The 20558-nt window shown below is 39.6% G+C and carries 15 protein-coding genes; 14 read left to right on the top strand and 1 reads right to left on the bottom strand.

The features are described 5' to 3' along the window. The first annotated feature begins 6 nt into the window (after positions 1-6). From nusG to JHT90_RS13315, 14 genes are all read left to right on the top strand, one after another. Positions 7-540: a transcription termination/antitermination protein NusG gene (gene nusG / locus JHT90_RS13380; protein ID WP_201091871.1), complete on the top strand. Its 534-nt coding sequence runs from the start codon at positions 7-9 to the stop codon at positions 538-540. An 89-nt stretch (positions 541-629) separates the two neighbouring features. Then, positions 630-1061: a 50S ribosomal protein L11 gene (gene rplK, locus JHT90_RS13375; RefSeq protein WP_201091870.1), complete on the top strand. Its 432-nt coding sequence runs from the start codon at positions 630-632 to the stop codon at positions 1059-1061. Beyond that, positions 1061-1756: a 50S ribosomal protein L1 gene (gene rplA / locus JHT90_RS13370; RefSeq protein ID WP_201091867.1), complete on the top strand. Its 696-nt coding sequence runs from the start codon at positions 1061-1063 to the stop codon at positions 1754-1756. Before rplK ends, rplA begins: the two co-directional genes overlap by 1 nt. A gap of 193 nt (positions 1757-1949) precedes the next feature. Further along, entirely contained in the window at positions 1950-2441 is a 492-nt protein-coding gene (rplJ, locus tag JHT90_RS13365; RefSeq protein WP_201091864.1) for a 50S ribosomal protein L10, read from the top strand. Between the two features lie 76 nt (positions 2442-2517). Next, positions 2518-2889, top strand: coding sequence for a 50S ribosomal protein L7/L12 (gene rplL / locus JHT90_RS13360; RefSeq protein ID WP_201091863.1), 372 nt, complete (start codon positions 2518-2520; stop codon positions 2887-2889). Between the two features lie 181 nt (positions 2890-3070). Beyond that, positions 3071-7141, top strand: a complete 4071-nt coding sequence (rpoB, locus tag JHT90_RS13355; protein ID WP_201095906.1) for a DNA-directed RNA polymerase subunit beta — start codon at positions 3071-3073, stop codon at positions 7139-7141. 62 nt (positions 7142-7203) lie between these two features. Continuing rightward, entirely contained in the window at positions 7204-11409 is a 4206-nt protein-coding gene (gene rpoC, locus JHT90_RS13350; protein WP_201091860.1) for a DNA-directed RNA polymerase subunit beta', read from the top strand. A gap of 131 nt (positions 11410-11540) precedes the next feature. Continuing rightward, positions 11541-11912: a 30S ribosomal protein S12 gene (gene rpsL / locus JHT90_RS13345; protein ID WP_201091858.1), complete on the top strand. Its 372-nt coding sequence runs from the start codon at positions 11541-11543 to the stop codon at positions 11910-11912. An 82-nt stretch (positions 11913-11994) separates the two neighbouring features. Beyond that, positions 11995-12468 carry a 30S ribosomal protein S7 gene (rpsG, locus tag JHT90_RS13340; RefSeq protein ID WP_201091855.1) on the top strand — a complete coding sequence of 158 codons (474 nt, stop codon included), beginning with the start codon at positions 11995-11997 and terminating at the stop codon, positions 12466-12468. Positions 12469-12495: 27 nt separating this feature from the next. Continuing rightward, complete coding sequence (gene fusA, locus JHT90_RS13335; protein ID WP_201091847.1) at positions 12496-14598, top strand: elongation factor G; 2103 nt, start codon at positions 12496-12498, stop codon at positions 14596-14598. Positions 14599-14632: 34 nt separating this feature from the next. Further along, positions 14633-15826 carry an elongation factor Tu gene (gene tuf, locus JHT90_RS13330; protein ID WP_201091844.1) on the top strand — a complete coding sequence of 398 codons (1194 nt, stop codon included), beginning with the start codon at positions 14633-14635 and terminating at the stop codon, positions 15824-15826. A 275-nt stretch (positions 15827-16101) separates the two neighbouring features. Next, on the top strand, positions 16102-17010 hold the full coding sequence (locus JHT90_RS13325; protein WP_201091842.1) for an AAA family ATPase: 909 nt from the start codon (positions 16102-16104) through the stop codon (positions 17008-17010). Further along, on the top strand, positions 17010-17981 hold the full coding sequence (locus JHT90_RS13320) for a DUF58 domain-containing protein (protein WP_201091840.1): 972 nt from the start codon (positions 17010-17012) through the stop codon (positions 17979-17981). The genes JHT90_RS13325 and JHT90_RS13320 overlap by 1 nt, the downstream gene beginning before the upstream one ends. Then, complete coding sequence (locus JHT90_RS13315) at positions 17978-19987, top strand: transglutaminase TgpA family protein (RefSeq protein WP_201091838.1); 2010 nt, start codon at positions 17978-17980, stop codon at positions 19985-19987. The genes JHT90_RS13320 and JHT90_RS13315 overlap by 4 nt, the downstream gene beginning before the upstream one ends. A 39-nt stretch (positions 19988-20026) precedes the next feature. Here JHT90_RS13315 and JHT90_RS13310 read toward each other — a convergent pair whose 3' ends face one another. Next, positions 20027-20476 (bottom strand): universal stress protein, encoded by a 450-nt coding sequence (locus JHT90_RS13310; protein ID WP_201091836.1) that lies wholly within the window; start codon positions 20474-20476, stop codon positions 20027-20029. Between the last annotated feature and the right edge of the window lie 82 nt (positions 20477-20558).

The following is a 20558-nucleotide window of genomic DNA, read 5'->3' as shown; positions in this document are numbered from 1 at the left end:
TGGTTCATGGCTAAACGTTGGTATGTGGTACACGCCTATTCTGGCTATGAAAAGCATGTAATGCGTTCATTACAAGAGCGCGTTAAGCTAGCGGGTAAAGAAGAAGAGTTTGGCGAAATCTTAGTACCTACTGAAGAAGTAGTGGAAATGCGTAGTGGTCAAAAACGCAAGAGTGAGCGCAAATTCTTCCCAGGTTATGTTCTAGTGCAGATGGAAATGAATGATAGTACATGGCACTTAGTAAAAGATACGCCTCGTGTAATGGGCTTTATCGGTGGCACAGCTGATAAACCAGCACCTATCACTGAAAGGGAAGCAGAAGCTATTTTACAACGTGTAGCTAATACAGGTGATAAGCCAAAACCAAGAACATTGTTTGAACCAGGTGAAACAGTTCGTGTGACTGATGGACCATTTGCTGATTTCAATGGTACTGTAGAAGAAGTAAACTATGAGAAAAGCCGTGTGCAAGTGGCTGTTTCTATTTTTGGGCGTTTGACGCCAGTCGAACTTGAGTTTGGTCAGGTCGAAAAAGTTTAATATTTAAAAATCTCTATCCCCTTTATGGGGATAGAGTTGTTTGTAACGGGGAGCTCTTTGAGCGTTAATACCCATCATTGGAGCATATAATGGCTAAGAAAATAACTGCCTACATTAAATTGCAAGTAAAAGCCGGTCAGGCTAACCCAAGCCCACCAGTTGGTCCTGCATTAGGTCAACATGGTGTAAATATCATGGAATTCTGTAAAGCGTTCAATGCTAAAACACAAGGCATGGAACCAGGTCTTCCTACACCAGTTATTATTACTGTATACGCAGACCGTAGTTTCACTTTTGAAACTAAGAGTACGCCTGCTGCTGTATTATTAAGAAAAGCAGCCGGTATTAAGAGTGGTTCTGCTAAGCCTAATACACAAAAAGTGGGTACAGTAACACGTGCTCAATTAGAAGAAATTGTTAAAGCTAAACAAGCTGATTTAACAGCTGCTGATTTAGAAGCTGCTTTGCGCACCATCGCTGGTTCTGCTCGTAGCATGGGCTTAAATGTGGAGGGTGTGTAATGGCTAAGTTAACTAAACGTCAAAAGGCTATCGCTGAAAAAGTTGAAGCAAATAAAGTTTATGCAATCGAAGACGCTGCTAAATTATTAGCTGAATTATCAACTGTTAAATTTAAAGAATCAGTTGATATTGCGGTTAACTTAGGTGTTGATCCTCGTAAATCAGATCAAGTAGTACGTGGTGCTGCTGATATGCCTAACGGTACAGGTAAAACTGTACGTGTTGCTGTGTTTACTCAAGGTGCTGCTGCTGAAGCAGCTTTAGCTGCAGGTGCGGATAAAGTAGGTATGGATGAATTAGCTGCTGAAATGAAAGCAGGTGATTTAAACTATGACGTAGTGATCGCTTCTCCTGATGCTATGCGTGTAGTAGGCCAATTAGGTCAAGTATTAGGTCCTCGTGGTTTAATGCCTAACCCTAAAGTCGGTACTGTAACGCCAGACGTAGCAGCAGCTGTTAAAAGTGCTAAAGCAGGTCAAGTTCGTTTCCGTACTAATAAAGAAGGTATTATTCATGCCTCTATTGGTAAAGTCGACTTTGAACCAGTTAAATTAAAAGAGAACTTAGAAGCGTTATTAACTGAAATTAAACGTTTAAAACCTTCTACTTCTAAAGGTGTTTACTTAAAGCGTGTTACTCTTAGCTCAACTATGGGCCCAGGGTTACAAATCGATCAAGCATCATTAAATATTTAAGAATTACCGCACCATTAATAAATGGTGCTAACAAGATTGGGGTCCCTGCCTGGCGGGGGCTATCCAAGACCGTAGGTGGTTAACCTTAATCTTATAGGCCTACGCAGATGGTGCTCCCGATTCCAATGAATCAGACACCAAAACCGCTTAATAGATAACTATTAAGTTTAATGGAACATCCAGGAGTAAACCCGTGGCAATTAAACTCGAAGACAAAAAAGCGATTGTTGCTGAAGTCAGCGAGGCTGCTAAAAGCGCTTTATCCGCTGTTGTTGTTGACGCACGTGGCGTGACTGTAAGTGCTATGACTGGACTTCGTAAACAGGCTCGTGAGAGTGGTGTATATATGCGCGTTGTGCGTAATACATTACTTCGCCGTGTAGTAGAAGGTACTCCATTTGAAGTACTTACTGATACATTTAAAGGCCCAACCTTAATTGCATTTTCAAATGAACATCCAGGCGCTGCTGCCCGTATTTTCAAAGATTTTGCGAAAGGTCAAGAGAAGTTCGAAATCAAAGCTGCCGCTTTTGATGGCAATTTGATTGCAGCTGATGCTTTAGCAAGCTTACCAACTTACGACGAAGCAATTTCTCAGTTAATGAGTGTTATTCAAGGCGCTACAAGCAAATTCGTACGTACTTTGGCTGCTGTCCAAGCTCAAAAAGAAGCTTCTGCAGCTTAATTACTGCTTAAGTTTATTGGTTTAACAAGTTATTTAATGGTTTTTAACCATTTTCAATTATATAGGAATTAGAGTTATGGCTCTTACTAACGAAGATATCATCAATGCAGTTTCTGAAATGTCAGTAATGCAAGTTGTTGAATTAATTAAAGCAATGGAAGAAAAATTTGGTGTTTCTGCCGCTGCTGCTGTAGTTGCTGGCCCTGCTGGTGGCGGTGAAGCTGCTGCTGAAGAAAAAACTGAATTCACAATCTTCTTAGCTGAAGCTGGTGATAAGAAAGTTAACGTAATTAAAGCAGTACGTGAAATCACTGGTTTAGGTCTTAAAGAAGCTAAAGCTGTTGTTGACGGTGCTCCTGCTGTTGTTAAAGAAGGCGCTACTAAAGACGAAGCTGAAGCAGCTAAGAAAGCACTTGAAGAAGCTGGTGCTAAGGTTGAACTTAAGTAAGTTTAGCTTAATGTTGGCAGCTCCAACATTAAAATAGAGCTGATGGCTGGTGGCTTTTGCCACCGGCCTTTTTCCGTTATAGCCTAGGGCTATAATTAAGAGGTTAACCTCTTGAAATTAAAGATTTTTTCAGGCTCATTTATATCGAATGAGTTTAACCAGATTACCACTGGGGCGCACGATGGCTTACTCTTATACTGAAAAAAAACGTATCCGCAAAGATTTTAGTAAGTTGCCGGATGTTATGGATGTACCCTATTTACTAGCTATTCAGTTAGATTCCTATAAAGAATTCTTACAGAAAGGCGTTAGTAAAGAGCAACTCCGTGATAAAGGGTTACATGCAGCTTTTAAATCCGTCTTTCCAATTCTCAGCAATTCAGGCAGTGCTGCCCTAGAATATGTGGGCTACCGCTTTAGCGAGCCAGCATTTGATGTTAAAGAATGTATTTTACGTGGCATTACCTATGCAGTACCTTTACGTGTAAAAGTTCGTTTAATTATTTTCGATCGTGAATCATCTAATAAAGCGATTAAAGATATTAAAGAACAAGAAGTCTATATGGGCGAAGTGCCTTTAATGACTGATAATGGTACTTTTATTATTAATGGTACTGAGCGGGTAATTGTATCTCAATTACACCGTAGTCCAGGTGTATTCTTCGACCATGATCGTGGAAAAACACATAGTTCAGGTAAGTTATTATATTCAGCGCGTATTATTCCTTACCGTGGTTCATGGTTAGATTTTGAATTTGACCCGAAAGACCAAGTATTTGTTCGTATAGATCGCCGTCGTAAATTACCTGTTTCAGTATTATTGCGTGCTTTAAACTATACAACAGAAGAAATTCTTAACGAGTTCTATGACACTAATATCTTTAATGTTAAAGATGATCATTTAACATTAGAGCTAGTTGCTTCACGTTTACGTGGTGAAATTGCTGCATTTGATATTCGTGATGAGAAAGGTAAAGTAATTGTTGAACAAGGCCGTCGGATTACTGCTCGTCATATTAATTTATTAGAAAAAGCTGGCATTACTGAGCTTGAAGTATCATTAGAGTATATTCTTGGTCGTACTTTAGCCCACGATGTGGCAGATCCAGCAACGGGTGAAATCATTGCTGAATGTAATACTGAAATTACCCAAGAGTTACTGTCTAAATTGGTAAAAGTAGGCGTACAACGTATTGAAACGATTTACACCAATGATATTGATTGCGGTCCATTTATTTCAGATACTTTGAAAAATGATAGTACCAGCAATCAATTAGAAGCGTTAGTTGAAATTTACCGCATGATGCGTCCTGGCGAACCGCCAACCAAGGATGCAGCAGAAAACTTATTTGGTAATTTATTCTTCTCGCCAGAGCGTTATGACTTATCAACTGTGGGTCGGATGAAGTTTAATCGTCGTATTGGACGAGAAGAAATTGAAGGTTCTGGTGTATTAAGTAAAGAAGATATTATTGATGTTCTAAAAACCTTAGTAGCTATCCGTAACGGTAAAGGCACTGTGGACGATATTGACCACTTAGGTAATCGTCGTGTACGTTGTGTTGGTGAAATGGCTGAAAACCAATTCCGTGTTGGTTTAGTACGTGTTGAACGTGCAGTTAAAGAACGTCTCTCAATGGCAGAAAGTGAAGGCTTAATGCCGCAAGATTTAATTAATGCTAAACCAGTGGCTGCTGCTATTAAAGAATTCTTTGGTGCTAGCCAGTTATCACAGTTTATGGATCAAAATAATCCATTATCTGAGATTACCCATAAGCGCCGTGTTTCAGCATTAGGCCCAGGTGGTTTAACTCGTGAGCGTGCTGGCTTCGAAGTCCGTGACGTACATCCAACTCATTATGGTCGTGTATGTCCTATTGAAACACCTGAAGGTCCAAATATTGGTTTGATTAACTCATTAGCTGCTTATGCGCGTACTAACGAATATGGTTTTTTAGAGAGTCCATATCGTGTGGTTAAAAATGCCAAAGTAACGGATGAAATTGTTTACTTATCTGCGATTGAAGAAGCTGATCATGTGATTGCTCAGGCTAGTGCTAAATTAGAAAAAGGCAAACTGGTTGAAGAATTAGTAGCTGTTCGTCATATGAACGAATTTACTGTTAAGGCACCTGAAGATGTGACTCTAATGGATGTATCACCTAAACAGGTGGTATCTGTAGCTGCTTCTTTAATTCCGTTCCTTGAGCATGACGATGCGAACCGTGCTTTGATGGGTTCTAACATGCAACGTCAAGCGGTACCTACTTTATTAGCGGATAAACCGTTAGTGGGAACAGGTATGGAGCGTTATGTCGCTCGTGACTCAGGTGTGTGTGTGGTTGCAACTCGTGGTGGTGTGATCGACTCAGTAGACGCAAGTAGTATTGTGGTACGTGTTGCTAATGATGAGGTGGAAACAGGTGAAGCAGGGGTTGATATTTACAACCTAACTAAGTACACCCGTTCTAATCAAAATACCTGTATTAACCAAACACCTTTAGTACAAAAAGGTGATGTAGTTGCACGTGGTGATATTTTGGCAGATGGTCCTTCTACTGATATGGGTGAGTTGGCACTTGGTCAAAATATGCGTGTGGCGTTTATGCCTTGGAATGGTTATAACTTCGAAGACTCGATTTTATTATCTGAGCGCGTAGTACAAGAAGATCGTTTCACTACTATCCATATTCAAGAGTTAACTTGTGTATCTCGTGATACTAAGCTTGGCCCAGAAGAGATTACATCAGATATTCCTAACGTAGGTGAAATGGCTCTTAATAAGTTAGATGAGTCAGGTATTGTTTACGTAGGTGCTGAAGTTCAACCAGGTGATATTTTAGTAGGTAAAGTAACCCCTAAAGGTGAAACTCAATTAACGCCAGAAGAAAAGCTATTACGTGCTATCTTTGGTGAAAAAGCCAGTGATGTAAAAGATACTTCATTACGTGTACCTACTGCAACTAAAGGTACAGTAATCGATGTACAGGTATTTACCCGTGAAGGTGTAGAGCGTGATGCGCGTGCTTTAGCGATTGAAAAATCTCAGTTAGACGCTATTCGTAAAGATTTAAATGAAGAATTCCGTATCGTTGAAACGGCTACTTTTGAACGGTTAAGTGCAGCCTTAGTAGGTAATAAAGCTGATGGTGGTGCAGGCCTTAAGAAAGGTACAGCATTAACCCAAGAGATTCTTGATGATATTGAACATGGTCAATGGTTCAAGATTCGTATGGCTGATGATGCACTTAATGAGCAATTGGAAAAAGCACAAGCTTATCTGGCTGATCGTCGTAAGTTGTTAGATGAGAAGTTTGAAGATAAGAAACGCAAACTACAACAAGGTGATGATTTAGCACCAGGTGTTTTAAAAATTGTTAAAGTTTACTTAGCGGTTAAACGTCGTATACAGCCTGGTGATAAGATGGCTGGTCGTCATGGTAATAAGGGTGTGGTATCAGTCATCATGCCTGTAGAAGATATGCCATATGATGAAAACGGTGAGCCAGTGGATATCGTATTAAACCCACTCGGTGTACCTTCACGTATGAACGTGGGACAAATTCTAGAAACCCATTTGGGTTTAGCAGCTAAAGGTTTAGGCGTTAAGATCAATCGCATGTTAGAAGAACAGCGTAAAGTTGCTGAAATGCGTGAGTTCTTAAATGAGATCTATAACGAAATAGGTGGTCGTCAAGAAAATATTGATGAATTAACCGATCAAGAAGTTATTAATCTAGCCAACAACTTACGTAAAGGTGTTCCTATGGCTACCGCGGTATTCGATGGTGCCAAGGAAACAGAAATCAAGGCAATGTTGAAACTAGCAGATATGCCTGAGTCGGGTCAAATGCGTTTATACAACGGCCGTACTGGTGATGCTTTCGAGCGCCCAGTAACTGTAGGTTATATGTACATGTTGAAACTCAACCACTTAGTGGATGATAAGATGCATGCTCGTTCTACAGGTTCTTACAGCCTTGTAACGCAACAGCCTTTAGGTGGTAAAGCACAATTTGGTGGTCAGCGGTTCGGTGAGATGGAAGTGTGGGCATTAGAAGCATATGGTGCCGCTTACACCTTACAAGAAATGTTGACTGTGAAGTCGGATGATGTGAACGGTCGTACTAAGATGTATAAAAACATCGTGGATGGTAATCATACAATGGAAGCTGGTATGCCAGAATCCTTTAATGTATTGATTAAAGAAATCCGTTCACTCGGTATCGATATCGAACTAGAAACTGAATAACACGTGTTTAGCAGAGGAACAGACAATTGGGTGCTGTTCCTGCTCCGCTAGGAGGAAAAGCTTTGAAAGATTTGCTTAATTTATTGAAAAATCAAGGTCAGTCAGGTGAGTTCGATGCGATCCGTATAGGTCTGGCTTCCCCTGAAATGATTCGTTCATGGTCTTTTGGTGAAGTGAAAAAACCAGAAACCATTAACTATCGTACCTTTAAACCTGAGCGTGATGGTTTATTCTGCGCCAAAATCTTTGGTCCAGTAAAAGACTATGAGTGTCTGTGTGGTAAGTACAAACGCTTAAAACACCGTGGTGTGATTTGTGAGAAGTGTGGTGTGGAAGTTGCCTTAACTAAAGTACGTCGTGAGCGTATGGGGCATATTGAATTAGCTTCACCTACTGCGCATATTTGGTTCTTAAAATCATTACCATCACGTATTGGCTTATTATTAGATATGACGCTTCGTGATATTGAGCGCGTGCTCTATTTCGAAAGTTATGTAGTAATTGACCCAGGTATGACTACCTTAGAAAAAGGTCAATTATTAAATGATGAACAATACTTTGAAGCCTTAGAAGAGTTTGCTGATGAGTTTGATGCACGGATGGGTGCAGAAGCAATTCGTGAACTATTAATGCAAATTGACTTAGACCATGAAATTAATACCTTGCGTGAAGAAATTCCGCAAACTAATTCAGAAACTAAGATCAAGAAGTTATCTAAGCGTTTAAAATTAATGGAAGCCTTCAAAAACTCTGGCAATAAGCCTGAGTGGATGATTTTAACTGTATTACCAGTTCTCCCACCTGATTTGCGTCCACTAGTACCTTTAGATGGTGGTCGTTTTGCGACATCTGATCTTAACGATTTATACCGTCGTGTGATCAATCGTAATAACCGTCTAAAACGTTTATTAGATTTAGCAGCACCAGATATTATCGTACGTAACGAAAAACGTATGTTACAAGAATCTGTAGATGCGCTATTAGATAACGGTCGTCGCGGCCGCGCTATCACTGGTTCTAACAAACGTCCTTTAAAATCTTTGGCTGATATGATCAAAGGTAAACAAGGTCGTTTCCGTCAGAACTTATTAGGTAAGCGTGTTGACTACTCTGGTCGTTCTGTAATTACTGTAGGCCCTACTTTACGTTTACATCAATGTGGTTTACCTAAGAAAATGGCACTTGAATTATTCAAACCATTTATTTTTGGTAAATTAGAAGCACGCGGCATTGCGACTACTATTAAAGCTGCTAAGAAAATGGTGGAGCGTGAGTTACCAGAAGTATGGGACGTTTTAGCTGATGTAATCCGCGAACATCCAGTACTATTAAACCGTGCACCTACGCTGCACCGCTTAGGTATTCAAGCGTTTGAACCTGTATTAATTGAAGGTAAAGCTATTCAGTTACATCCGTTAGTATGTGCGGCTTATAACGCTGACTTCGACGGTGACCAAATGGCAGTACACGTGCCATTAACCATTGAAGCGCAATTAGAAGCGCGTGCGTTAATGATGTCTACTAACAACGTATTATCACCAGCCAATGGTGAGCCTATTATCGTTCCTTCACAGGACGTGGTATTAGGTCTTTACTATATGACTCGTGATGCAGTCAATGCAAAAGGTGAAGGTCGTGCCTTTGCTGACTTACAAGAAGTAGATCGCGCTTATCGTTCAGGTGAAGCAGCACTACATGCTAAAGTAAAAGTACGTATTAATGAGACTGTAAAAGATCGTGATACAGGTGAAGTGACTAAAAATACGCGTATTGTTGATACAACGATTGGTCGCGCATTGTTATTCCAAATTGTACCAGAAGGCTTGTCTTTTGATGTGGTTAACCAACCCATGAAAAAGAAAGCAATTTCTAAGCTAATTAACCAAGCTTATCGTACAGTGGGATTAAAAGACACCGTAATTTTTGCTGACCAATTAATGTACACAGGTTTTGCATACTCTACCTTATCAGGCGTATCTATCGGAGTGAATGACTTCGTTATTCCTGATGAGAAAAGACGTATTATTGAAAGTGCTACCCGTGAAGTGAAAGAGATTGAAAGCCAATATGCTTCTGGTTTGGTAACACAAGGTGAGAAGTATAATAAGGTAATTGACCTTTGGTCAAAAGCTAACGATGAAGTATCAAAAGCGATGATGGCTAACCTTTCCAAAGAAAAGGTTATAGATCGCGAAGGTAAAGAAGTAGAGCAAGAGTCTTTCAACTCTATGTATATGATGGCTGACTCAGGTGCGCGGGGTTCTGCAGCACAGATTCGTCAGTTAGCAGGTATGCGTGGTTTGATGGCTAAACCAGATGGTTCTATTATCGAAACCCCAATTATTGCTAACTTCCGTGAAGGCTTAAATGTATTACAATACTTTATTTCTACCCACGGTGCACGTAAAGGTTTAGCAGATACAGCGTTAAAAACAGCTAACTCTGGTTACTTAACTCGTCGTCTAGTAGATGTAGCACAAGACTTGGTAGTAAATGAGCGTGATTGTGGTACAGATCAAGGCTTATTAATGACAGCCTATATTGAAGGCGGTGAAGTGGTTGAGCCATTAGCTGAGCGAGTATTAGGTCGCGTGGTTGCTAATGATGTTATCAAACCAGGTAGCAAAAATGATGTGATCATTCCAGCAGGAACATTGCTTGATGAGAAATGGGTTGAATTTGTTGAGCACATGAATGTTGATGAAATATTTGTACGTTCACCAATCACCTGTGAATCGCGTTATGGTTTATGTGCTCAATGTTATGGTCGTGATTTAGCACGTGGTCACCTTGTAAACATGGGTGAATCTGTTGGTGTTATTGCTGCTCAATCAATTGGTGAGCCAGGTACCCAGTTAACCATGCGTACCTTCCATATCGGTGGTGCGGCTAGCCGTAGTGCAGCAGCTGATAGCGTTCAAGTGAAGAACGGTGGAACAGTACGTTTACATAACTTAAAACATGTTGTGCGTGCTGATGGTGCTTTAGTAGCTGTATCTCGTTCAGGTGAGTTAGCGGTTGCCGATGAGTTTGGCCGTGAGCGTGAGCGTTATAAATTACCTTATGGTGCAGTAATTACTATTAATGATGGTGATAAGGTAGCCGCAGGCGCTGTAATTGCTAAATGGGATCCAAGTACTCACCCAATTGTTTCTGAAGTTGAGGGTATGGTTTCTTTCGTAGGTATGGAAGAAGGTATTACCATTAAACGTCAAGCTGATGAACTAACTGGTTTGACTAATATTCAGGTAATGGATCCTAAAGATCGTCCTGTGGCAGGTAAAGATATTCGTCCTGCGGTTAAATTAATTGATGCGAAAGGTAAAGATTTATTATTACCAGGTACTGATGTACCAGCACAATACTTATTACCTGCTAATGCCTTAGTAAATATTACTGATGGTGCGAAGATTGGTATCGGTGAAGTTATTGCCCGTATCCCAACTGAAACGGTTAAGACTCGTGATATTACGGGTGGTCTACCTCGTGTAGCTGACTTGTTTGAAGCGCGTCGTCCGAAAGAGCCTGCAATTCTTGCAGAAATAAGTGGTACGATTTCTTTCGGTAAAGAAACTAAAGGTAAACGTCGTTTAGTGATTACGCCAACTGATGGTGCAGAGCCATACGAAGAGTTAATTCCAAAATGGCGTCACCTGAACGTGTTTGAAGGTGAGCAAGTAAGCCGTGGTGAAGTAATTTCGGATGGCCCAAGTAATCCACACGATATTTTACGTTTATTAGGTGTTTCTGCTTTAGCACATTATATCGTGCAAGAAATTCAAGAAGTTTATCGTTTACAAGGTGTGAAGATTAACGATAAGCATATTGAAACGATCTTACGCCAAATGTTACGTAAAGTGGAAGTTTCTGAAACAGGTGATTCAAGCTTAATCAAAGGCGATCAAGCAGAATTAACCAAAGTACTTGAAGAAAATGAAGAGCTAGCAGCAGCTAATAAATTCCCAGCAAAATATGAGCGAATTTTATTAGGTATTACTAAAGCTTCATTATCTACTGAGTCCTTTATCTCTGCGGCTTCATTCCAAGAAACAACACGTGTTCTTACTGAAGCAGCGGTAACAGGCAAACGTGATTATTTACGTGGACTTAAAGAAAACGTTGTGGTTGGTCGCTTGATACCAGCAGGTACAGGTTTAACTTACCATAATGAACGCAAACAAAAACGTGATATTGATCCAAATGCGCAAGTGAGTGCTGATGAAGTGGAAGCAGCATTAACAGAAGCATTAAACTTAACAGAAAATTAAGTTATATTGACAAAATATCATTGTTTGCTTGACGTAGGGATTGATTGTCTTTAGACTTTATATCCCTAAATTTGGCGGGGTTTTGCCTCGCCATTTTTATTATGTTGTAAAAATGTTTCGTGGAGCGATAGATGGCAACAATTAATCAATTGGTGCGCAAGCCTCGCAAGCGTCTCGTCGAAAAAAGTGACGTGCCAGCTTTGCAGCGCTGCCCCCAACGTCGTGGAGTTTGTGTACGTGTTTACACAACTACACCTAAAAAACCAAACTCGGCTATGCGTAAAGTATGTCGTGTGCGTTTAACTAATGGATACGAAGTGACTTCATACATTGGTGGTGAAGGTCATAACTTGCAAGAGCATAGTGTGGTACTAATCCGTGGTGGTCGTGTTAAAGACTTGCCAGGTGTGCGTTATCATACTGTGCGTGGTTCTTTAGATACCACTGGTGTTAAAGACCGTAAGCAAGGTCGTTCAAAATATGGCGCGAAGCGTCCTAAGTAATTTTTTAATTTTTTTGAGTCGATAAGAGTAAGGACGGGATTATCCCGAACTAACCTGAAGACCGTTTTAGAGGGCTTATCCAATGCCAAGACGTCGTGTAGCAGCGAAGCGTGAAATTCTTGATGATCCTAAGTATGGAAGTCAAATTCTCGCTAAGTTTATCAATCACGTGATGGAAAGTGGTAAAAAAGCAGTCGCCGAACGTATCGTTTACGGCGCGCTTGAAACCATTAAACAGCGTAAAAATACCGAGCAACCTTTAGAGTTCTTCGAAAAAGCACTTGAGGCTATCGCTCCCTTAGTAGAAGTAAAGTCACGCCGTGTAGGTGGTGCAACTTATCAGGTGCCGGTAGAAGTACGCCCATCACGCCGTAATGCGCTAGCAATGCGCTGGTTAGTAGATGCTTCCCGTAAGCGCGGTGAAAAATCTATGGCGCTTAGACTAGCGGGTGAATTATTAGATGCTTCTGAAGGTAAAGGAGCAGCAGTTAAGAAGCGTGAAGACGTGCATCGTATGGCTGAAGCCAACAAAGCATTCTCTCACTATCGTTTCTAACTGTATTAATTATTTAACGAGGACCTTATGGCTCGTACAACTCCTATTAATCGTTATCGTAATATTGGTATCTGTGCGCACGTTGATGCTGGTAAAACTACCACTACAGAACGTATTCTGTTCTATACCGGTGTAAATCACAAATTAGGTGAGGTTCATGATGGTGCTGCCACCATGGACTGGATGGAACAAGAACAAGAGCGCGGTATTACTATTACTTCTGCTGCAACAACAGCGTTTTGGTCTGGCTCAAGTAAGCAGTTTGATAATTATCGTGTTAACGTAATTGATACTCCTGGTCACGTTGACTTTACTATTGAAGTAGAGCGTTCATTACGTGTACTTGATGGTGCAGTAGTAGTGTTTTGTGGTACTTCTGGTGTTGAACCACAATCTGAAACTGTATGGCGTCAAGCAAATAAATATTGCGTACCTCGTGTTGTGTACGTTAATAAAATGGACCGTGCTGGTGCTAATTTCTTACGTGTTGTTGACCAAATCAAAAATCGTTTAGGTCATACACCTGTACCAATTCAACTTCCAATTGGTGCTGAGGATAACTTCCAAGGCCAAGTAGATTTATTAAAAATGAAAGCAATCTATTGGAATGAAGATGATAAAGGTGTAACTTATCGCGAAGAAGAAATTCCAGCTGAGTTACAAGCACAAGCTGAAGAATACCGTTCTAACATGGTTGAAGCTGCGGCTGAAGCGAATGAAGAGTTAATGAATAAATACTTAGAAGAAGGTGACTTATCTTATGAAGATATCGTTGCTGGCCTACGTATTCGTACATTAGCTAATGAAATTGTGCCTGCAGTGTGTGGTTCTTCCTTTAAAAATAAAGGTGTACCATTAGTGCTAGATGCGGTGATTCAATTCTTACCAGCACCTGATGAAATTCCTGCTATTAAAGGAACTGATCCAGATGATGAAGAGAAACATGATGAGCGTCATGCAGATGACAGCGAACCATTCTCAGCGTTAGCATTTAAAATTGCTTCTGATAAATTCGTAGGAACGTTAACTTTCGTACGTGTTTATTCAGGTGTACTAAAATCAGGCGACTCTGTGATTAACTCTGTAAAGGGTAAAAAAGAGCGTGTTGGTCGTATGGTGCAAATGCATGCTAACGATCGTAAAGAAATTGATGAAGTACGTGCAGGTGATATTGCTGCGCTTATCGGTATGAAAGATGTTACTACAGGTGATACTTTATGCGATAACGACAAGCAAATTATCCTTGAGCGTATGGATTTCCCAGAACCAGTTATTTCGGTAGCTGTTGAGCCAAAAACTAAAGCTGACCAAGAAAAAATGGGTCTTGCTTTAAGTAAATTAGCTCAAGAAGACCCTTCATTCCGTGTTAAAACAGATGAAGAATCAGGTCAAACCATTATTTCTGGTATGGGTGAGTTGCATTTAGACATCATCGTTGATCGTATGAAACGCGAATTTGGTGTTGAGGCTAATATTGGTAAACCACAAGTTGCTTACCGTGAAGCGATTCGTAATACCTGTGAAGTTGAAGGTAAATACGTTCGTCAATCAGGTGGTCGTGGTCAATATGGTCATTGTTGGATTCGTTTTGCTCCTGCTGATGAAGGGCAAGAAGGTCTAGTATTTATTAACGAAATCGTTGGTGGTGCTATTCCTAAAGAATATATTCCAGCTATCCAGAAGGGTATTGAAGAACAGATGAAAAACGGTGTGGTTGCCGGTTATCCTCTGTTAGGTTTAAAAGCAACAGTATTTGATGGTTCATACCATGATGTTGACTCTTCCGAGATGGCATTTAAATTTGCTGCTTCAATGGCAACTAAACAACTTTCTACCAAAGGTGGAGCAGTGTTGTTAGAGCCTATTATGAAAGTTGAAGTGGTAACTCCTGAAGACTACATGGGCGATGTAATGGGTGACCTTAACCGCCGTCGTGGTATGATTCAGGGTATGGAAGATTCTGTTTCTGGTACAGTTATTAGAGCAGAAGTTCCATTGGGTGAAATGTTCGGTTATGCTACCGATGTTCGCTCAATGTCTCAGGGTCGTGCAAGTTACTCTATGGAGTTCTTGAAATATGCTGAGGCACCATCAAATATTGCTGAAGCAATTAGTAAAAAACAAGGTTAATATTTCCATTTGATTTGATAAGAGGTTTATTCTCGTGGCTAAGGAAAAATTTGAACGTAACAAACCCCACGTAAACGTAGGTACAATCGGTCACGTGGACCATGGTAAAACTACTCTAACAGCAGCATTAACTAAAGTGTGCTCTGATACTTGGGGTGGTTCTGCTAAAGCATTCGACCAAATCGATAATGCTCCAGAAGAAAAGGCTCGTGGTATTACTATTAATACATCTCACGTAGAGTACGACTCTCCAGCTCGTCACTACGCGCACGTTGACTGCCCAGGCCATGCTGACTATGTTAAAAACATGATCACTGGTGCTGCACAAATGGATGGTGCTATCCTTGTTTGTTCAGCTGCTGATGGTCCTATGCCACAAACTCGTGAGCACATCTTATTGTCTCGTCAAGTAGGTGTACCTTACATCGTGGTATTCTTAAACAAAGCAGACATGGTTGATGATGCTGAGTTGATCGAATTAGTAGAGATGGAAGTTCGTGACTTATTAAACAGCTACGACTTCCCAGGTGATGATACTCCTATCATTATCGGTTCTGCATTAATGGCATTAGAAGGTAAAGATGATAACGAAATCGGTGTTTCAGCAGTTCGTAAACTAGTTGAAACTTTAGATTCGTATATCCCTGAGCCTGTACGTGCTATCGATCAACCATTCTTAATGCCAATCGAAGACGTGTTCTCAATCTCTGGTCGTGGTACTGTGGTAACTGGCCGTGTTGAGCGTGGTATTGTTAAGACTGGTGAAGAAATTGAAATCGTTGGCTTACGTCCTACGACTAAAACTACCTGTACTGGTGTTGAAATGTTCCGTAAATTGCTAGACGAAGGTCGTGCAGGTGAGAACATTGGTGCATTATTACGTGGTACTAAGCGTGAAGACGTTGAACGTGGTCAAGTATTAGCTAAACCAGGTTCTATCACTCCTCACACTGAGTTTGAATGTGAAGTGTACATTTTGTCAAAAGAAGAAGGTGGTCGTCACACTCCTTTCTTCAAAGGCTACCGTCCACAATTCTACTTCCGTACTACTGACGTAACTGGTTCTTGTGAATTACCAGAAGGTACTGAAATGGTTATGCCAGGTGATAACGTGAAAATGGTTGTTACTTTAATTAACCCAATCGCGATGGAAGACGGTTTACGTTTCGCTATTCGTGAAGGTGGTCGTACAGTAGGTGCAGGTGTTGTATCTAAAATCCTTAAATAATTAGGGTTTACTTGTTAAAAAGCCCAACTTATGTTGGGCTTTTTTATTATTAAAGGTGTAGAAAAAAATAGGGATAAAGTTTATTTCTACCAATAAAATTACTAATCTCATTATTCTTTAAGTAAATTGTTTTACAATTATTTTGTAGAATCTTGTACTATTAACTGTTAGATTTTACGTTTAGCTCAATAGCTACTGTTAGTTAATATTAGTTAACTACTCTCGTAGTCTGCTCTAACTGTTTAGATATAGCTGTGTTATCAAAGGAATATTAGATGCTTACCAAACTTAATAACTGTATTAATATCGTTAATAAAGTAGTGTTGGGAAAAGATTTACAAGTTCGGTTAGCGGTTACCTGTTTACTGGCAAAAGGTCATTTGTTATTAGAAGATTTACCTGGAATGGGTAAAACGACATTAAGCCAAGCATTAGCTAGAGTGATGGGGCTAACTTTTCAACGTATTCAATTTACTTCTGATTTATTGCCTGGTGATATTTTAGGCACTTCAGTGTTTGATAAGAATACAGGTGAGTTTATATTTCATCCTGGGCCTATTTTTGTTGAGTTAGTGTTAGCAGATGAAATCAACCGCGCTACCCCTAAAAGCCAAAGTGCTTTATTGGAAGCTATGGAAGAAGGGCAGGTTACTATCGAAGGAATGACAAGATTATTACCAGATCCTTTTTTTGTAATTGCTACGCAAAATCCTTCTAATCAAGGGGGAACATTCGCATTACCTGATTCACAATTAGACCGTTTTTTAATGCGATTATCTTTGGGTTATCCTGCACAAGCAGCAGAAAAAGCCTTATTGATGGGGCAGTCAAGACGCACTATTCTACCTAATATAGATCCTATTTTAACTCATCAAGAATTAAAACAAGCACAAGCAATCATTCCTCAAATAAAAACCAGTGAAGCTATTATTGATTACATTTTAAGAATAGTTACATTATCTCGTGTGGAGGATGGTTTTGGTGAAGGGTTATCTCCTCGAGCTAGTTTGGGATTGTTAGCAGCTGCTAGGTCTTGGGCTTATTTAGCAGGTCGTGATTACGTGATTCCAGAGGATGTGCAAGCAGTTTTACCAGCTGTGGTGGGACATCGCTTACATGACCAAATAGGGCAGCAGGGTGGAGCGTTGGTGCAACAGCTATTGACGAAAGTTCCTGTTATCTAATGGCTATTATTAGTAAGCAATTTGAAAAATGGGTTGATAAGCGCATGCTTGTTGGTCGAGAAATTTCGCTTAATAGTAAACGGGTATATGTACTGCCTACTAAGGCAGGTTTGGCCTTTATATTATTACTCCTTATTATTTTATTGGTAGGTATTAATTACCAAAATAACTTAGCGTATGGATTGTGTTTTTTATTAAGCGCAGTGATGTTTCTTACCATTATCCATACCTGTCGGAATCTCTCTGGAATTAAGCTAATAAATGCAGGAGCAGAGCCTGTTTTTGCAGGAGATTTGGCTAATTTCAGAATGCGCTTGGAGGTGACTAAAGGCGCAACACGGCAAGCGATAGCAGTTATTTGGAATGATAGTCGAAAAAAACAAGAAGATAATCATTTACAGTTAATAGATATTGATAAGTTAGCAGGTGCTGAAATACTGTTAGCAAAATTAGCCAAAAAGCGTGGTGTTTTTTCTCCAGGAAAAGTCCATTTAGAAACCCAGTTTCCATTAGGATTATTTGTCACTTGGGTGCAAATTAATCTATTATTTAAAGTGGTTGTTTATCCTAAACCTATTGAAGGGGTGATATCAACACTTGGCCACGCAGGTAAGGAAGAAGAAGGTTTACATGCACACGGAAAAGGCGTTGATGATTTTCAGGGGTTACGAACTTATCAACCAGGGGATTCTATGCGCTTGGTTAACTGGAAATCTTTTTCTAAAGGTCAGGGGCTTTTTGTAAGGGATTTTTCCGCACTGGCAGGTAAGGAGCCTTGGTTAGATTTTGATCAAGTTGATGGAAGTGTTGAACACCGTTTATCTGTGCTTTGTTTTTGGGTATTGAAGCTAGAACAAGAGCAGCAGCCTTATGGTGTAAGATTACCTGGGTTTGAATTAGCGCCATCCATAGGCGATAAACATAAACTAGCAGCATTATATGCCTTAGCCATGCATGGAGTAACACAATGACAGAAAATACTGCATTAGTTACTCGCAATGGTTTAACGTGGTTATTAATTGCTCAAGCATTGGCTATTTTCCCACTATTATTTTATTTGCCATGGTGGACATTGGGTCTATGGCTAGGCTGTGCTGTATGGCGTATCCAAATTTACCGAATGAAATTTAATTATCCCAATAAAATTATCAAAGTTGGCTTGATAGTTATTATTGGTATTGGTATTTATTTCACACGTGGTACTGTTTTAGGATTAGAGGGGGGGCTAGCATTACTTGTCGCGGCTTTTTCATTAAAATTAATTGAACTAAAAACCAAACGAGATGCACTAGTTATTCTTTATATAGGTTTTTTAGTAGTCACTTCACTTTATCTTTATGATAATAGCTTTGCATGGGTTAGTTATTCATTATTGCCTATAGTAACTTTAATGGCTGCTTTAATAGGGCTTAATCAAATAAAATTAGCTATCCATCCATTGGCTACCATGAAGTTAGCGACTATTTTATTATTACAAGCTATACCCTTAATGCTTGTCTTATTCTTCTTTTTTCCGCGGTTAGATCCTTTATGGACCTTACCTATGCCTAAAAAACAGCAAACCACAGGTGTTTCAAATAAAATGACACCTGGTGAGATTGCTAATATGACTAAGTCATCAGAATTGGTATTAAGGGCAACATTTACAGATGGCAATATCCCACCGCGAAATAAATTATATTGGCGAGCTTTGACCCTAGAAAGTTATAACGGTCGTACTTGGAGTCAAGCATGGGATGTTGAGTATAGTATAGGTAGGGAACCGTCTTGGCGCGCTATACCAAATAATAGAGATGAAACGAGTTACAACATTATTATGCAACCCAGCTCACAAACTTGGGTTATAGCCTTAGATACAGCACAAACTTTACCCAATCAGGTAGCTCGTTTAGCAGACTTTCATTTAGAACGTAATAAACCAATTGATACAGTTTATTCATATCAACTAACTTCAACATTTAATGCATTAAAGGAACCTGATAGAACACCTCGTACAAATATTAATCAACAGCTTCCTGTTAATAATAGTGACCCTCGTGCTAGAGCGTTTGGTGAGGAGTTAAGAAAAACTTATCAAGGAAATACTAGTCAGATCGTTGATGCTTTATTAAAACGTTTTCATAATGAACCATACCATTATACATTGAATACCCCAGATCTAGGGCAAAATAGTGTTGATGCTTTCTTTTTTGATACTAAAAGAGGGTTTTGTGAACATTATGCCAGTGCTACTACTTTTATTTTAAGGGCAGCTGGAGTCCCTGCTAGGGTAATTCTTGGTTACCAAGGTGGTGAAATAAATACTGCGGGTAATTTTGTACAGGTTCGTCAGTTTGATGCACATGCATGGGTTGAATATTGGGAGCAAGGAAAAGGTTGGGTAACCATTGATCCTACTTTTCAAGTGGCACCAAGTCGTATTGAAAGAGGGTTGAATGAAGCATTATCGGAAGAAGAGCAGGCACAAACAGGCAATAATGCTTTGATAGGGTATGGTGCGGATAGTATTTTAACTAAGTTACGTATGGGTTGGGAAAATTTTAATAATGAATGGGATATTTTTATCTCTAGTTATAATAGTGACCAACAACGCGGTATCTTGCAACGGTTATTTGGTAAAACCAACCTTACTTATTTAGGCGTATTGTTAGTTATAGGTATTATTTTAATCACAGCAATATGGATGCTCCTATTATTTAAACCATGGAAGCGTGAACAAGATCCTGTGCTTAGATATTATCAGCAGTTTGAAAAACTACTTGCTACACATGGTATTAGACGAGAGATAGGTGAAGGACCAACAGATTTTGCATTGAGAGCTATGCAAGCGTTACCAAACTATCAAAAACAGATTAAAGCATTTCATGAAGCCTTTATTGCGCAACAATATGCAGGACAAAATTCTTTAGATATATTAAAACAAGCCTTGAAAGCTTTTAGAAAAGCGTTACCTTGGAAGAAGAAAATAACAGGATAATAGGGCTATTACTAATATAGCCCTATGGAAGTTATGTAGTTATTCATTAGTGGTTTTGTGTTGTAAAGCGATAGCTAAAATATCACACGGTGCGTTCTGTAATAAATCTTTAGTGGTTGAACCTAATAATAAAGCAAGCCCATGACGACCATGACTGCCTACTACAATAAGATCACAATCATTTTCTTGTGCAACCCGATGAATTTCTTGGCGAGCTTGGCCATAACATAAGAAGCATTGTTCACTAGTTAAGGTAGGATAATCAGTGATATAGATATCTAATCTTTCTCGAGCGTGTTGCATTTGTTCTTGCTGTAGAGTTGATAAATCCATGGGTACATCACCGCCAAAAGCGAGTGATACAGGTTCTAAAATATGGATTAATGAAATCTTAGCTTGGTATAAATTTGCCAGTTCAGTAGCTTGTTGTATAACGTGTGGACTTTCTTCAGTTAGATCAATCGCAACGAGTAGATGTTTGTAAGCCATAAGATTATCCTTCAGTTTTAGAATTCATTATTATTATAATTATTTTATAGCAGATTGAATCATTTATTACGACATGAATCAA

This window comes from Entomomonas asaccharolytica (genome assembly GCF_016653615.1).
In the GTDB taxonomy this organism is placed as follows: Bacteria; Pseudomonadota; Gammaproteobacteria; order Pseudomonadales; family Pseudomonadaceae; genus Entomomonas; species Entomomonas asaccharolytica.
The sequence above is the reverse complement of the archived record's forward strand: the minus strand, read 5'-3'. Positions and strand labels throughout refer to the sequence as shown.